Source organism: Acinetobacter sichuanensis (assembly GCF_003024515.2).
Taxonomy (GTDB): domain Bacteria; phylum Pseudomonadota; class Gammaproteobacteria; order Pseudomonadales; family Moraxellaceae; genus Acinetobacter; species Acinetobacter sichuanensis.
The window spans coordinates 18,153-33,652 of sequence record NZ_PYIX02000021.1; the positions used below are offsets into that span (position 1 = coordinate 18,153).

General features: G+C 36.2%; 15 protein-coding genes. 2 read left to right on the plus strand and 13 right to left on the minus strand.

The window, feature by feature from the left end; genetic code table 11:
- Nucleotides 1–13: 13 nt before the first annotated feature.
- From C9E89_RS12750 to C9E89_RS12805, 12 genes are all read right to left on the minus strand, one after another.
- The gene (locus tag C9E89_RS12750) at nt 14–421 is read right to left on the minus strand and encodes a cation efflux protein, CzcI-like (protein WP_107008722.1); all 408 of its coding nucleotides are present in this window, start codon (nt 419–421) and stop codon (nt 14–16) included.
- 178 nt (nt 422–599) lie between these two features.
- Entirely contained in the window at nt 600–1,607 is a 1,008-nt protein-coding gene (locus C9E89_RS12755; RefSeq protein WP_107008723.1) for a DUF6396 domain-containing protein, read from the minus strand.
- Nucleotides 1,608–1,905: 298 nt separating this feature from the next.
- A complete protein-coding gene (gene phnX / locus C9E89_RS12760; RefSeq protein ID WP_107008724.1) occupies nt 1,906–2,721 on the minus strand; it encodes a phosphonoacetaldehyde hydrolase in 816 nt (271 codons plus the stop codon).
- Between the two features lie 57 nt (nt 2,722–2,778).
- Entirely contained in the window at nt 2,779–3,891 is a 1,113-nt protein-coding gene (phnW, locus tag C9E89_RS12765; protein WP_107008725.1) for a 2-aminoethylphosphonate--pyruvate transaminase, read from the minus strand.
- 56 nt (nt 3,892–3,947) lie between these two features.
- Nucleotides 3,948–5,102: a TIGR03364 family FAD-dependent oxidoreductase gene (locus C9E89_RS12770; RefSeq protein ID WP_107008726.1), complete on the minus strand. Its 1,155-nt coding sequence runs from the start codon at nt 5,100–5,102 to the stop codon at nt 3,948–3,950.
- A gap of 149 nt (nt 5,103–5,251) precedes the next feature.
- Nucleotides 5,252–6,964 carry a putative 2-aminoethylphosphonate ABC transporter permease subunit gene (locus tag C9E89_RS12775; protein WP_107008727.1) on the minus strand — a complete coding sequence of 571 codons (1,713 nt, stop codon included), beginning with the start codon at nt 6,962–6,964 and terminating at the stop codon, nt 5,252–5,254.
- Nucleotides 6,958–8,169, minus strand: coding sequence for an ABC transporter ATP-binding protein (locus C9E89_RS12780; RefSeq protein ID WP_107008728.1), 1,212 nt, complete (start codon nt 8,167–8,169; stop codon nt 6,958–6,960). Before C9E89_RS12780 ends, C9E89_RS12775 begins: the two co-directional genes overlap by 7 nt.
- A 44-nt stretch (nt 8,170–8,213) precedes the next feature.
- On the minus strand, nt 8,214–9,209 hold the full coding sequence (locus C9E89_RS12785; protein WP_378227309.1) for a putative 2-aminoethylphosphonate ABC transporter substrate-binding protein: 996 nt from the start codon (nt 9,207–9,209) through the stop codon (nt 8,214–8,216).
- Between the two features lie 151 nt (nt 9,210–9,360).
- A complete protein-coding gene (locus tag C9E89_RS12790) occupies nt 9,361–10,098 on the minus strand; it encodes a UTRA domain-containing protein (RefSeq protein WP_107008730.1) in 738 nt (245 codons plus the stop codon).
- A gap of 103 nt (nt 10,099–10,201) precedes the next feature.
- A complete protein-coding gene (locus C9E89_RS12795; RefSeq protein ID WP_107008731.1) occupies nt 10,202–10,702 on the minus strand; it encodes a hypothetical protein in 501 nt (166 codons plus the stop codon).
- A gap of 60 nt (nt 10,703–10,762) precedes the next feature.
- Nucleotides 10,763–11,245 (minus strand): hypothetical protein, encoded by a 483-nt coding sequence (locus C9E89_RS12800; protein WP_107008732.1) that lies wholly within the window; start codon nt 11,243–11,245, stop codon nt 10,763–10,765.
- A 98-nt stretch (nt 11,246–11,343) separates the two neighbouring features.
- Nucleotides 11,344–11,883, minus strand: coding sequence for a hypothetical protein (locus tag C9E89_RS12805; protein WP_107008733.1), 540 nt, complete (start codon nt 11,881–11,883; stop codon nt 11,344–11,346).
- A 378-nt stretch (nt 11,884–12,261) separates the two neighbouring features.
- Here C9E89_RS12805 and C9E89_RS12810 point away from each other — a divergent pair, with 378 nt between their 5' ends.
- Together C9E89_RS12810 and C9E89_RS12815 are read left to right on the plus strand one after the other, a co-directional pair.
- On the plus strand, nt 12,262–12,915 hold the full coding sequence (locus tag C9E89_RS12810) for a potassium channel family protein (RefSeq protein WP_107008734.1): 654 nt from the start codon (nt 12,262–12,264) through the stop codon (nt 12,913–12,915).
- A 1-nt stretch (nt 12,916) separates the two neighbouring features.
- Nucleotides 12,917–14,269, plus strand: coding sequence for a TrkH family potassium uptake protein (locus tag C9E89_RS12815; protein WP_107008735.1), 1,353 nt, complete (start codon nt 12,917–12,919; stop codon nt 14,267–14,269).
- Nucleotides 14,270–14,319: 50 nt separating this feature from the next.
- Here C9E89_RS12815 and C9E89_RS12820 read toward each other — a convergent pair whose 3' ends face one another.
- Nucleotides 14,320–15,477, minus strand: coding sequence for a phospholipase A (locus C9E89_RS12820; protein WP_107008736.1), 1,158 nt, complete (start codon nt 15,475–15,477; stop codon nt 14,320–14,322).
- Between the last annotated feature and the right edge of the window lie 23 nt (nt 15,478–15,500).

A 15,500-nucleotide genomic window follows, 5' to 3' on the forward strand; every position in this document is an offset into this window, starting at 1 on the left:
GGGCTGTTTGCGACTACCCCACCTGTAGTGGGGCTAAAATTGGAGGCGGGTTATTTAATGTCAGATCAGGCGATTGATAAAAATTATACCAAGGCAATGCATTGACTAATGCAATAATTTGGCTATTTGAAAATATAAAATGGTCTTGTTCTTCGACCAAAATCATGGCATTAAATGAGGGTAAATGATCTTGATGATCATCCTCTAAAAATGAAAAATCACTGGAAAGATGACTAGGTGCATGTGAGATTTTAAATTCACTTTGACAAGACTGAGTCATTTGATGATGACCAAAATGTTGCGTTGAACTTTGGCTGACTGTGGTTTCTTCATGCACGCAAAATGCCGCCGCAACATTCCAAAGACTTTGGAACGTCAGCAAAGCAAAGAGCAATGTAATCCAACCACTTCGTTTCAACATTTTTAGATCAATGCACCCATAAACCGCTATAGCATAGCGAAATTCGCCTTGTTATAAAATTACAAATGTGAAATTAGTTCACTTTTCAATACAGAATAATACTTAATAAAACAATAACACTTAAAAAGACTAAGACTGATTAAAATATTTTCCATCATAAAATCCATTAAAGATTTGCTTATTGTGACTTTTTCACCGACTGCAAAACGACCACAGGTTTTCCTGTTTTGGGGGCTAAACCTTTTTCTTGGGCGAGTTTCATGATCAATATTTCACTTGGTTTTTCATGCGTTTGATCTTCATACCAACGTTGAATCGCGAGTTTACCATCCCATTTTGGTAATTTTTTAGGCGGTAAAGGAACGATTTCATCTAAATCAGAAAGGACGATTTCTTCACCCTGATAAGGGGCATTATTTAAAATTTCATTTATTTTTATATAGCGTTGGCTACGTTCTAGATCATTTTCCACACCTAAATATTTTTCTTTATAATCAAATTGATCCTGCTCAGTTTCAGGTTTAGTTAAATTAAAAGCGTCTGCTAAGGTGATCGCCATTGCCGTATCCCCTTGTTTAAGTGCCAATTGTTTATAAGCTAAAGATTGTGCCAACAACGCAGGATTTTCTTTGTCAGCATACAAAATTTGACTATTGGTTTCATCTTCCAAACCGTTTGTTGCCGTCCAATTGCCATTTTTAGAAGCACATAGACGTACTTGATCAAACAATTTCATCCGTTTCGTTATAGTTTCATCCTCCTGAAAGCCCAGTAAGTTTCCAGAAAAATACTGCTGAGCATCGGCGTCACCTAAAAGTGCTGCATCAGGTAGCAGTTGATATTTAGGATCTGGCGCTGTGTTTGATAAATAATGTAAATATTTTGCACGTGCAGGCAAATCTTGCGCTAAACGATCAATTAAGGTTTTTAATGCCTCTGCTTGGGACATTTGATCTATTGAAATTTTTTCAAGTTTAATTAAAAACTGTAAACGCTCATTCGCACGATAATCGCCATATTCTGCCGCGATACGATAATATCTTGCAATTTCATTCCAAACTTTAGGGTCTTCACTGTCTTGATTTTTGAGTTCTTGATAATAGGCATATTGATAAATTTGATCAATCTGTGCTTGTATCTTGGGCTTGATTTCGGCACGGCACTGAAATGATGAATGTTTTTTCATAAAGACATGACTCATTTCCTTCGATATTTTCATTTGTTTTTGTCTTTCAGGATCACATTCTGTTGATGGTATCGAGTCTCCTAATGATATATGTGCACATTTTAAAGCGTTCAATACACACCCTTTAATCATGATCAAACAAACAAAGATGATCAAAATACCCACTATGATTTTATCTAGCATCACAAAATTATTTTTATCAGTAAAATAAAACTATACTGTGATTATAAAAATGACTAAAGCTTCATTTACAAAAATACCAGCCATCAAGACTGGTATTTTTTATACAAAAACTGCATTAAGGCTTTTCACCATTTGCTAGGCGCTGCTCAATTGCATCTAATACCGCAGGTAGATCAGCAATACTATCAATGACATAATGTGCACCTGATACATTCATTTTTGCATAGGCTTTTTCTTTTAAGTTTGCTTGTTCAGCGCTAGAAAGCGCTGACCACTCATCAAAACTTAAACCGACTTCATTACCACTGACTGCCAAGCCGACTGTCCAGCAACCAGCATTTAAGCCTTCTTCAATCCCCACTACGGTATCATCAACTTTTACCACAGTTTTAATGTCAGACACATCAAGTTCAATGAGATTTTTCCAAAGCATTTCAGGATATGGACGACCATGCTTCACATCACTTGCAGTAATAATACAGTCAGGTACATAACCTTGATCAGCAGCATCTTGAACTAACTGACCAATCATCATCGACGCATAACCTGTGTTACTGCCAATTTTTGCGCCACGCGCACGAATATCTGCAAATGCCTCTAATGCACCTGAAATCAATTGTGAACATTGTGGAATAGTTTTTAATTGGTATGGAATAAAATCTTGATATAAACGGTCGATATCTGCCACTGTCACTTCTGCGCCATGTGCCTGTTGCCATGCATCTGCAACACGTGGCATTTTTAACACAGCGGCAATATGATCACGTTTTTCTAAACCCATCGGCGCACGTGCTTCTTCAATTGAAATTTCAACTTTATTCTCTGCAAATAATGCCATAAATGCCAAAATTGGTGCGCGTGATCCGAAATCTACTGTTGTACCAGCCCAATCAAAAACGACGGCTTGTAATACTGAATTTGAAGTGTTCATAAGTTTGTCCTAAAAGTTTATGCCTTAAATTGATCAATAAATAAGTAAAAAATAAAATTAAGCCTGACGATATTGCTCAACTGCGTTTAAAAGTCTTTCAATATCATCTAGATAAACCTCACCAATATTGCCAATACGGAAACAATTTAAATCAGTGACTTTACCTGGATAGATCACAAAACCTGCTTGTTTCAGATTTTCATACAAGGCTTGAAAGCTAAAATCTGCTTCATTTGGATATAAAAATGTGGTGATAATCGGTGATTGAGGTTGGTTTGAATCTAAGACCAATTCAAAGCCCAATGCCTGCATTCCTGCGGCTAAGCGCTGTTGGTTATTTGTGTAACGTTGATAACGTGCAGCCACACCACCTTCTTGTTCAAGTTCTAAAAGTGCTTGATAAAATGCACGTACCACATGTGTAGGTGACGTAAATCGCCATTTTCCATCATGCTGTTGCATGGTGTTCCATTGATCATATAAGTCTAAACTGACTGAACGCGCTAAGCCTTTACATGATTGTAATTGTTCATTTTTTGCAATAATAAAACCAAATCCTGGTACACCTTGAATACACTTGTTGGCACTGGAAATTAAAAAGTCGATCTCTAAATCTGCAATATCCATTGGCACGCCGCCGAATGAACTCATCGCATCTACGATCCACACTTTATTTTTCGCTTTGACAATTTTACCAATCTCTTGAATCGGGTTAAGTAAACCTGTTGTCGTTTCACAATACACACACGAAACATGCGTGATGCTGTCATCTTCTAGTACTTTTTCAATGTCTGCTAAATTTGGAATTTGTGTTTCAGCATATGCCAATTCAACCACATCAATTTTTAAACAACGCGCCATTTGCACCATACGTGCGCCATAAGCACCGTTATTGATAATTAAAATTTTACCATTGTGTGGAATAGCGGAACCTAAAACCGCTTCAACTGAAAAACTGCCACTGCCTTGCATCAATACTGCGCTATATTTTTCAGTATGTTGTGTTGCCAATGCGACCAAACGATGACGAATGTCTTGCACCAATCCATTATATTCTTTGTCCCACGTACACCAATCTCGCTGCATGACACGGCGGACACTTGCAGATGTCGACAATGGTCCTGGTGTTAATAATAAATATTTATTTTCCAACTCAATATTTGCGTTCATTTCGCTTAACCTTTGTTCAATTGAATACAGTATAATACAATCTGGTTTAAACCAGATTACAAAACATAATTTTCTAACATTTCTTTCATAAATCCTGCACCTGTGGTCATGCCCTTACCTGCAATCGCACTCACCAAGAAAATATTCGGTTCAGCCTCAGTCACACATGCCAATTCAGTAGGATGCGTTAGATAATAACCATTCCAACGTGACTCAATTTCAGGCAGTTCTAAGCCAATATTTTCTTTACAATATTGCAAAATAAATTGGTTAATTTCTTCTCGTTGATTAAATTGTGGCGTTTCATCAATCGGGTAATATTCATGACTATCGCCCAAAATAAGTTGTCCAAATTGATTTTGCTTAATGAGGATATGAATACCGTATGTTTCGACTAAGCCTGTTTGTGATTGATTTTTTAAATCTTGATGACTTGGGCAAATTTCAAAAGCAGGATAACGAGAGATTGATAAACCTGAATAAATTGAAGAATTTAAAGTAACTTTTAAAGGTTTTGTCATCGCCATTTGCAAAGTACAGCGCAACAACCCTTTTTGTTGTAATAGATCGGGATAAAGTAATTGAGTCACTTCACCATGACAGATTAAAACTTTATTTGCTGTGAATGTTTGCCCTGTTGCCAAACGAATATGTGCTGTGCCTTGCAAAGATTGGGTCTGTAGCACACAAGCATTACAATAAATCTCTACACCCAGTTTTTCTGCATATTGCAATAAACTTAATCCAACCGAATGCGGCTCTACTGAATAATCTTCATGAAAAAGTAAAGCACCACGAATTGCTGTTTCAGGATTAAAATAGCGATATTTTTCAAAGAGTTGCTGTTTTGATAATAAAGTCACTGGAATCTGATAATGTGGTGCAGCTTGTGCAAACTCATTTAAGACTTGCCATTCAAGTGCTGTATTTGCCACATATAAACCATCACGTTGTTGAAATGAAATATCCGTTTGTGCCTGAATCCGTTGATAAAACTCACGTGTTGCTAAAGCATATTCACGCCATTTTGCATCTGGGCGGCTCAGTGTTGATGTGCCAACCATGCCGAAGTTACGACGAGTTGCGCCAACAGGTTGTGCATCTTTTTCAAAGACTTTTACTTTTAGTCCTTGCTCTGCCGCTTGAATTGCCGCCGATAAACCCAAAATACCTGCGCCAACAATGATCAGATCTGTTTTTGCTGTTTGCATATACGTATTCCTCTACTGATCTACTTTTTTCAGGGTGAAGTCTGCTAAACCCTCGAAAGAAAGTGATTAATTTTTTGTGAAAAATGCTTAAAAAATCGCTTTAAAAGATGTTTAAAATAAGCAACTTAAATCTAATATTCATATAAGCTCTAATGTGAATGTTCACGCCAACGCTGACTTGACTGCATCATTTTGCGTGTAAAAAACCAATGTAAAAGTTTAACCACACAAGAGGTTACAAGAATCAAAATACTCATTGCCACTGCAGCTACGGTATCCCCTGCATCATCCATGTTGAGCACCGCCACTGAAGCCAAATTGGTATCAGGCGAGTACAGGAAAATTGCTGCGGAAACCGTGGTCATGGCATTGACAAATAAATACACCGATACATCACATAAAGCAGGGAAAGTCAGTGGTAAATACACTTTATGAAACATTTTCCAATGTGAAGTCCCCAAGCTTTGTGCAGCATGATCAAGCTGTGTCGGAATTTGTTTAATGGCATTACTCAAAGTCAAATGTGGCACAGTGTAATAATGAATAATGGTTGAAATCACCAATAACATCATGCTGCCATATAGCCATGACAATGGATTTTCATGTGTATTAAAAAATAAGATATAGGCAATCCCGAGTACCAAACCAGGTACAGCCAAAGGCAATAGCACCAACATTTGCACATAATTTTTTAACATCGGATGACTTTTAAAACGCTCCGTAAATAGAGCAATGATGAAGATTAAAATCGTCCCGACTACAGTGCTTAACAATGCCAATTTAATCGAATTAAAATAACTCGCCCAACCACCACCATCAACATAATCAAAACGGTAATGACTGAATGTTAAAGACAAATCATATGGCCAATAGCGAATAAAAGATGCCAAAACTGCGGTCACAATAATCAGTACAATGCCGCCAGAAATCAAACTACAGAACACCATTAAAGCTTTTTCAAGTGTAGGATGACTGTGCATACGATAAGGTTGGATTTGAAAATTTTGATAACGTTCTTGACGGCGACTTTGGTAACGATCAAAAATAAATGCCAACACCGCAGGACATAACAATAAAATTGAAATCACTGCGCCCATATTCATATTTTGTTGACCAATGATCTGTTTATAAACATCCAAAGCCATCATATTAAATGAGCCACCAATGACTTTAGGAATACCAAAATCGGTGATGACATAGGTAAATGCCACCAAACAGGCACTGACCAAACCATAACGGATCGCAGGTAAAGTCACTGCCCTATGCGTTTGCCACGTATTTTTTCCTAAAGAATGCGATGCCTCAATTAAACGCTGATCAATATTACGAAATGCGCCCATCATTAACATGACCATGGCTGGAAATAACCAAAAGCAATAGCTGATTAAAATACCAAGCGGACCATAAATTTCGACATCGCCTAAAATACCTTTCAAAACACCTTGTTGCCCAAATAAGTACACCAATGCCAAAGATGGCAAAATAGAGGGTGCAAGGATCGGTAAAAATGCCACGGTTTTAAAAAAAGCTTTGCCGCGAATATTACAATTGGTCAATGCAAAAGCATAAATACTTGCCAAACTGACTGTGATCAACATCGCCGTCAAGGACACCCATATTGAATTAAAAATGGATGATATTAAGGCAGGATTGGCAAAATATTGAATAAAATTTTCTAAGCCTACAAATTGTCGTTGTTCATTTAAAAATGCGCTTTGCATCAGCATGAATAACGGTGCAATTAAACTCAAAGTCAATAAAATAGCAGCAACCGCAAGCACCATACTTGAACGCAAGGAATAACGAGAACGATGTGCTGTTTGACTTTTTAACAAAGCATCTGCCGCAGACTGATTTAACATCTTGCATGCCCTCGTGAATCAAACACATGTAAAGCATGCATAGGCACATATAAATACATATCATCTGCGATCGCTGCCATGTGCTGATGATCAATATCGACCTGAATGACAGTCGCTTTTTCTTGTAAATTTTGGTTTTTTAATTCACAAAATAAACGACGTTTTGCCCCTAAAAATTCCATATTTAATATACGAATGGGCATTTTTAAACCTGTCGCTTGTTGCTGCAAATCAGTAAGATCATGCTGTGTAAATAACGTTATATTTTCAGGTCGAAATGCTATTTCAAAATGTTCACCTTGAACACATGTTAAATGTGGAAACTCCAGTACATCTTGCGCTGCAATTTTTAAACAATGTGCATCTACTGCTACTGCCTGCATAAAATTCATACTGCCAATAAACTGCGCCACGAAACGCGTTTGTGGTTTGTAATAAATATTATGTGGCGTATCCAGTTGTTCAATCACACCTTTATTCATCACTGCAACACGGTCAGAAATACTTAAAGCTTCCTCTTGATCATGCGTGACCATAATCGCAGGCAGATTTAACTGCCGTTGAATATTTCGAATTTTTTGACGTAAGTTTAAACGTACCAAGGCATCCAAAGCAGACAAAGGCTCATCCAACAATAACAAATCAGGTTTTGGTGCAATCGCGCGCGCTAAAGCAACTCGCTGTTGCTGTCCACCTGACAATTGGTTGGGATATTTCTCAGCGATGTTTGGCAACTCAATCAAATCGAGCAGTTCAGTGATCCGTGCCTGAATTTGCGGTTTAGACCATTGTTTTTTATGCAAACCAAATGCAATATTTTCCGCAACTGTTAAATTTGGAAATAACGCATAATTTTGAAAAACAATGCCACATTTACGTTTTGCCGTATTAAAATGAGTAATGTCAATCTCTTGCTTAATGACTTTGCCATAATCAGGCTGTTCTAGCCCCGCAATAATGCGTAATAGTGTGGTTTTTCCACAGCCCGAAGGTCCTAAAAAACTAACAAACTCACCTGCTTTTAAATCTAAATTAATATGTTCTAAAACTCTGGTTTTCCCAAAAGATTTTTGAATATCAACCGCTTCAAGCACTGTTTTTGATTCTGTCATTTTAAATGTTCTAAGCGTTGCAAGCAGATGTCCTGCTGTGTTTGGCATGACATGCCCTGTTTGACTCTTTTGTAAATGCGATGGGATTTGCATATTGCACCTAAGACTGAAGACCTTATTTTGTATCAATGGTTCAATTACTTTTCAAATTGTGCTGACCATTGTTTTAGAATGGATTCACGTTGCTCGGCTGCCCAATAAAAATCATTTTTTACCAACTGCTGAGCAAGATTTTTAGGGAAATCTTGGTTTTGACTTTGCACATTTTGATGCGCAACCATGGAGAAATTTTGTGCATAGGCTTCATTTGCTGCTTGGCTCACTGTCCAATCAATAAATTTTTCTGCACTGCTGCGGTTTTTCGTCCCTTTCAAAATCGCTGAAGCTTCCATTTCCCAACCTAAACCTTCTGTAGGATAAATAATTGCTAAAGGTGCACCGCGTGATTTCAGCTTAAAGCCAGGATAACCAAATGAAATTCCAATGACCGCTTCACCTTGTGCAGCCATTTTGCAAGGCTTAGAACCTGAATGTACATATTGGGAAATATTTTTATCGAGCGCTTGCATATAGTGCCACGCTTGTTTTTCACCGAAAATTTGCATCCATGCCGTTACATCTAAATAACCTGTCCCACTTGATGCAGGATTTGGCATGATGATTAAACCTTTATAGATCGGTTTGGTTAAATCTTGCCATGTATATGGAATTGGTAATTTTTTCTTGGCAAGCTCAACGGTATTGACACATACTGCTGACTCCCAAGCGGTCATTCCTGTCCATGTTGGAATCTCTTTTTGACTATAAAAATCTGTTTTTAATTGTTCGACATTTTTAGGGCGATAAGGCTGTAATAAGTCATTTTTTTCCATAACCAATAAACTGGTCAATGCCAAACCCATGACCACATCAGCTTGCGGATTTTTCTGCTCGGCTAATAATTTAGCCGTAATAACACCTGTAGAATCGCGCACCCATTTTACTTTTAATTCAGGATGCGCTTTGCGTAATTCCCATTGATAACGCTTAAGCTGATCCGCTTCCACTGCGGTATAAACGGTAATTTGCTCAACATCATTTGAGCTTGATGAGGTGGTACAAGCAACCGCTAAACACGCTGCTGTAAGACTCATCGTTAAGCTAAAAAACTTTTTTTGATGCTGTTTGAAATACTGAATCATGTGACATTCCTAACGAATGCTGCTTCTTGATAAAGCGTATTTCAACAAAAGTTTGTGACAGTTTAATTAATCTGGTTTAAACCAGATTAATTATTTTTATACATTATTCTGATGCTTCAAAATGCAAATCAAGCACATCATGTAACCAATATTCTTGATCGACATCTGTAATTACACCATTTTGATCACAATTGGTACGGCAAATATATAAGCCCATACTGCCGACATTGACATGCAAAGCTTTTGCTTGCTGCTCTGAAAATGCGGTTGGATATAGGTTAATATGCGCACGTGTTAATTGACGCTGATAATGTTCAGCCATCAAGATGGTGATCGAATCTTCTAATGATTGTGTTAAAAAATCAGGAAATAAACACGCATTTACACGCAAATGCTCAACAACAACAGGACGACCGTTGATACTACGTCGACGCCAAATCGAATAGATCTCATCACCGACTGCAATATTTAAATGTGTTGCATCCCACTGTGTGGCTGGTAGTAACTCTGCTGAAATCAACTCAGTGCTCGGTATGCCGCCTTGCTCTGTCACATATTGGTTAAAACTTTTAGTTGATTGTGGACGATAAATAATTCGTGGCGCACGTACAAACCAACCACGGCGGTCTAAACGATAGATTAAACCATCCATTTCTAAGGCTAAAAGTGCTTCCCGAACTGCAACACGTGTCGTTACAAACTGTTCAGAAAGCACACGCTCAGAAGTGAGTTTAGTATTAGCAGTTAATTGCCCAGACTCAATTTCATGGGCAATCGCATCTCGAATGGCAATGTACTTAGGAATACGTGCAGCAGTGTTTTCACGAACAGACATAAACATTTATTTTTTGAAAATTTCTTCTAATATACTCAAATATCATGTCCAAGCGATGAAATTTTCAAAATATTTATTTTAGATTTTAAGGCTATAGTGAATACAAAAATTAATACATCCCCATCGTGAGATCATCGTTTTTAAAACTTTGATTAAATACATCTACAATCCGTTGTAGTTGCAATTCATCTTGCGTTGGCACCACCAACCAATACGGATTTTCTCGAAAAATAACCAGTAATGACAATTGTTTTTGCTCAGCAAAAAGCTTGATTTGATCAAATAAGATTTCTTCAACTTTTTGTTGTTGGCACACGATATCATTTGCAGCGTCATCTTCATCATCATATTCAAATGACTCAAATAAGCGATCTACTTCATTTTCAATCGCTTGATTTAATGCTTCTGTATCCAGTTGTTTTTGTTTAAATATCGTACTTTCATCAATACCATTGGCATCATATTCTTTAATTTCAACATATTGAATAAAAGAATGCTTTTGATTCAACCAATCTCTAAAAACGGTAAATTCTGTTAAATCATCAGGTAAATCTTGCTGTTTTAATTCAGGAAAAATGTTCTGAAAAATTTCATAAATATTTTGGGTCATAATTTTTTCTTTACTAAAAAATTTTGTAATCAATAGCGAAAATAAAAGAGCGAATCGCGTTTAATAGACAAACATTGTTAGGTCGCCATCTTCATCAAATGTTGCATTAAACAATTCGGCGATTTCAGTTAATTTTTCATCGTTTTGTTTTGGAATAAATATCCAATCTGGATTTTCTTTGACCACAACCAATAAAGACAATTGTTGTTGTTCTGCAGTTTCTTGCAAAGTATTGAAGAAAATTTCATAGGTTTCATCCAGTAAATCGATATATTTATTTCCTTTATTCTGTTCAATTAACTGATCAACCGCCTGAGAAATTTTCTGATCAATCACATGACAATCCACATTTTTTTCTATTAAAAAATGGTTATCTTCAATGTCATGATTATAAAATTCTTTCATTTCAATGTAGTGCCAAATTTGGATAGATTCATTCATCCATTCGCTGAACGTATAATAATCATCTAAATCATCAGGTAAATCTTGCTGTTTTAATTCAGGAATAATCTCTTGAAAAATTTCATAAATATTTTGGGTCATCATTTTTTTCTTTTAAATCAATAGATAAATAAAAAGTAAGTCTTAATTAAACAAACTTACATGAAAGAAAACAGTCATCTTTTTGTAAAAACTTTAATTTAAGTAGAGCGGCTACATTGATACTTTTCATAATGCTCAATTTTAATCTCTTGATGCTTAAATTGCTTACTAAATGCTTTACAAAATTTTTCTATTTTTGCTTCATCATCAGGGACAAGTAACCAATAATAATCTTCAGCATAAATCAACAGCAATTCAAATTTGTACTGTTGTGCCAAGTCTAAAATTTCTTCTAAAACAATATCTAATACTTGATCATGAACATTATAATAACGTCCAATCACATTTTTATGTTGCTCATAGTGCTCTAAAATAGGCTGAGCTTTGGCGATAATTTTTTGTTTTAAGCACTCAATGTCTACTCGCTCATCTTGAAAAATAGTCGATTTTTCAAGCTCATTATCAAAAAAATGATCAGGTTTCATTTTCATTAAATAACACTGATTTCCAAAAACAGCAGCATCTATCCACTGCAAAAAAGTTTCAAAACTTTGACGATCTTTTTTCTTCGGAACTTCTGCATTGCGAAGTAAAGGAAACCAATGCTGTAAAATTTTATAAATTTTTTTATCATCCATTTTAATGTACTCTTCTTCTGACTTTCTAGCCTAACCAAGCTAACAAAAAATGTTTTAAATCTGATGACATTTAAATGATCTGAAGCACGAATACGCTTTAAAATTGCAGAATGATTGTGTATAAACGACTTAATCTAATAAGAAAAACTTAAAAATAATATTAAAAAATAAATTCAATCAATTGATATTTATATATTTTTTATTTAAATATCAATATCAGATTTAGGTGTTTACTGCTTTATCATGATCTATACATTGGCTGAACTTGGCTTTAAATATAAAATAGCCTGTGAAAATAGAAAATTGTCGATATTTTAAAAATCCATTTTATTCATTATTCTCAATAATTGATCTGCAATGGTAAGGATAGGTTAAATTATGGCACTGTTTGCGGTCATTGGTTTAGGTAGTTTTGGTGGCACAGTTGCGCTCGAACTTACGCAGTTAAATCATGATGTGATTGGCATTGATACACTGAAAAAAAATGTCGAAAATATTGCAGATCAAATTAGTCATGCGGTTATTGCTGATGCAACTGATGAACATGTACTTGCCGAACTGAATATTAAAAATTGTGATGCTGTTGTCGTTGCCATTGGTGATGATATTGAAGCCAGTATTTTATGTGTACTGCATCTGAAAAACTTAGGTATCAAGCAAATTTTAGTGAAAGCTAAATCTAAAGCGCATCATATGATTTTATCTCATTTAGGAATTGAACAAATCATTCATCCTGAAGAAGATATGGGAATACGAATTGCGCAATCATTAAGCTACCCTATGGTTCGTCGTTATATGGCACTCAATAATGAACGTTACATTGTCAAAATTGAAATTGCTTCAAATTTACAAGGTGCTCAATTTCAAACGTTGATGGATGATAGCAATAATGAAATTCATACGTTATTGTTACAACGTGGTTCTCATGTATTGTATCAGATTGCACCAGGGACAATTTTACAGGAAAAAGACATTTTAATTGTCGAAGGTCCTGTAGAACAGTTAAGACAACTTTCAAATCGTTTCTTATAAAATGAAATTTTATAAAAAAGAACTTATTAATAAAAAGCACAATCAAATTAACTTAAGCCCACCAAGTTTACTTGCACTTGGTTTTTTAAGTTTTATTTTGATTGGGACACTTTTACTTAAATTACCATTTGCGCATCATGGTGATTTGCCGTGGATTAAAGCTTTATTTACAGCAACTTCTGCCGTCACGATTACAGGGCTTTCTGTGGTCAATATCGGAGATACGTTCACTCTATTTGGGCAAATTGTGGTTATGCTGCTCATCCAATGTGGTGGCTTAGGCTTTATGACTTTTGCGATTTTGGCAGCACTGAGTCTTTCACCGAAAATTGGGCTGAAACAGCAAATCATGGCACAAGAAACCATTGGGCAAACCAGTCTTGCAAAAGCAACATTTACTGTAAAAGGTGTACTGATCTATTCATTATTTTTTGAATTGATTGGCACAATTATTTTAACCATTGCTTGGACAGGGCAATATGAGTTTAAACATGCATTATTTTATGCTGTTTTTTATAGTATTTCAGCCTTTAACAATGGTGGATTTTCCTTATTTCCCAATAGCTTAATGAGCTTTTCCAACCAATATATGGTCACTTTTACCATTAGTATGCTTTATATTATTGGAGGAATAGGCTTTTTAGTCTTAATGGATATTAAACGTGCAAAACGTTGGAAAAAACTCAGTCCCAATAGCAAGTTAATTCTTTCGACTATCGCAATTTTAAATCTTTTTGCTTTTATTGTGATTTGGTTATTAGAAGCACGTAATCCGCTCACTCTCGCTTCAATGTCGATCGGTGATCAAGCATTAAATGCATGGTTCCATGCTACCGTTCCGCGCTCCTCTGGCTTTAATAGCCTTGAAGTTGGCAATATGAGTAATGCTTCTGCCTTAGTGACAATGGTCTTAATGTTTATTGGTGGAGGATCTTTAAGTACGGCTGGTGGTATTAAAGTTGGAACTTTTGCCATTATGGTTTTAAGTGTTATTACCTTTCTAAGACGCTCCGATGAGCTAACAATTTTTAAACACTCTGTGTCCTATCAAGCGACATTTAAAGCCTTAGCAGTCATCGCCATTACTTCGATGCTCATTTTAATTGGCTTTTTTACACTTCTTATTTTAGAACCCAATAAACGCTTTTTAGATTTATTATTTGAAGCAGTATCTGCCGCCTGTACAGTGGGATTATCACGTGGTATTACCGAAGATTTACATGCAGGCAGCCAAATTGCTTTAATGTTTCTCATGTTTGCAGGTCGTTTAGGTCCTTTAACTCTTGCTTATTTAATCGCAACACCCAAGAAAAGTCGTGTTAGCCATCCAACCGCTGAAATTCAGGTGGGCTAAAATGGCAATAAAAAACCACTCTTTTGAGTGGTTTTTTATCATGCTGATCATCAATAAGCATTCATGAGCGATACACCTAAACCAACATAGGTTGCACGATGATTATAATCGATCAAGCTTTCACCATAACCATCAAAGAGTTGGAAATGCCCACGCAGTTTACCTTTAATTGGAAATGCCCAATCAAACTGTGCTGCACCATGTGAGTCATCACCACCTTTTAAAGAATGTCGTAACATCAAAGAAAATTCATTCTCTTTCCAACGATAAAATGCGGTTACATCGCCACGTCCAACATAATCTTTGATATCAGGATTATTATCATCTTTTGCATCTTCATCTAAGCGATACCAAGGACGCACCATTAGGGCAAAATTGTCCTTTTCAAAGCCAAGATTTAACATGACACGATTCCAACTTCGAGATAATGGATCAGAACGACCATTAGATTGATGGTTAAATGTCAATCCAAGCAAACGTCCATGCAAACCTAAAATATCGTAATTGGTTCTAAAAATTAAACTGGCTTCTGGTTCATAATTTGTTTCACGGAAAGGACGTGACTCATCTTCGTTATACACTTGCCAACGTGAAGACTGTGTATAACCTAACCACACATCACCATTATCACCAATTAAGTTTTCAACTGCTTTGGTTTTTAAAGAAATCTGAAATTTTGCCTCAGTTGACTTTAGGTCTTGAGCTTCATCAACAGTATTTTGTGGATTTGGGCTGTGTGGAAATTCATTTTTATTACTTGACCAATAGGCTGGCAGTAAATATACAGGTTGATGCGCACGAATATTCCATGTACCCAGTTTACTGTCTGGCGATAGTTCCCATCGTTTATCTAATAATGAGCTGTTAGGGTCAATTTTTGCACCATGTACTGAAAATAAGTTTTCGACCTTATCTTCAATTTTAGCTTTCAGTCCCTGTGGTTCTTCTTTTACAACTTGTAATTCTTTTGCTGCTCGCTGCTCAGATACGACCACAGGTGCCTGTGCAGATGAAGCAGTATCTACCTTAAAAATTGCATCATAACAAGCTAAACGATCTGCATTTGATTCTAATGCGACACAAGCTTGAGTACTTGCAGGGTTAATGGATGCCGTATCATCGGCACAAGCAGATGCCACCCAACCAAAACTGAGCATCATAAAGATGCTCAGATTCAATGGTGTGCGTTCAAAATTTTTGAACGACATAAAATTCTCCAAAAAATATTGGT

Bases quoted from the DNA above. Each gene is read 5' to 3' on its own strand.
- C9E89_RS12795 (WP_107008731.1), bottom strand. From the start codon at position 10,702: ATGACCCAAAATATTTATGAAATTTTTCAGAACATTTTTCCTGAATTA.
- C9E89_RS12750 (WP_107008722.1), bottom strand. From the start codon at position 421: ATGTTGAAACGAAGTGGTTGGATTACATTGCTCTTTGCTTTGCTGACG.
- C9E89_RS12810 (WP_107008734.1), top strand. From the start codon at position 12,262: ATGGCACTGTTTGCGGTCATTGGTTTAGGTAGTTTTGGTGGCACAGTT.
- C9E89_RS12770 (WP_107008726.1), bottom strand. From the start codon at position 5,102: ATGCAAACAGCAAAAACAGATCTGATCATTGTTGGCGCAGGTATTTTG.
- C9E89_RS12755 (WP_107008723.1), bottom strand. From the start codon at position 1,607: ATGAAAAAACATTCATCATTTCAGTGCCGTGCCGAAATCAAGCCCAAG.
- C9E89_RS12775 (WP_107008727.1), bottom strand. From the start codon at position 6,964: ATGTTAAATCAGTCTGCGGCAGATGCTTTGTTAAAAAGTCAAACAGCA.
- C9E89_RS12790 (WP_107008730.1), bottom strand. From the start codon at position 10,098: ATGTTTATGTCTGTTCGTGAAAACACTGCTGCACGTATTCCTAAGTAC.
- C9E89_RS12815 (WP_107008735.1), top strand. From the start codon at position 12,917: ATGAAATTTTATAAAAAAGAACTTATTAATAAAAAGCACAATCAAATT.
- C9E89_RS12800 (WP_107008732.1), bottom strand. From the start codon at position 11,245: ATGACCCAAAATATTTATGAAATTTTTCAAGAGATTATTCCTGAATTA.
- C9E89_RS12820 (WP_107008736.1), bottom strand. From the start codon at position 15,477: ATGTCGTTCAAAAATTTTGAACGCACACCATTGAATCTGAGCATCTTT.
- C9E89_RS12785 (WP_378227309.1), bottom strand. From the start codon at position 9,209: ATGAGTCTTACAGCAGCGTGTTTAGCGGTTGCTTGTACCACCTCATCA.
- C9E89_RS12805 (WP_107008733.1), bottom strand. From the start codon at position 11,883: ATGGATGATAAAAAAATTTATAAAATTTTACAGCATTGGTTTCCTTTA.
- phnX (WP_107008724.1), bottom strand. From the start codon at position 2,721: ATGAACACTTCAAATTCAGTATTACAAGCCGTCGTTTTTGATTGGGCT.
- phnW (WP_107008725.1), bottom strand. From the start codon at position 3,891: ATGAACGCAAATATTGAGTTGGAAAATAAATATTTATTATTAACACCA.
- C9E89_RS12780 (WP_107008728.1), bottom strand. From the start codon at position 8,169: ATGCAAATCCCATCGCATTTACAAAAGAGTCAAACAGGGCATGTCATG.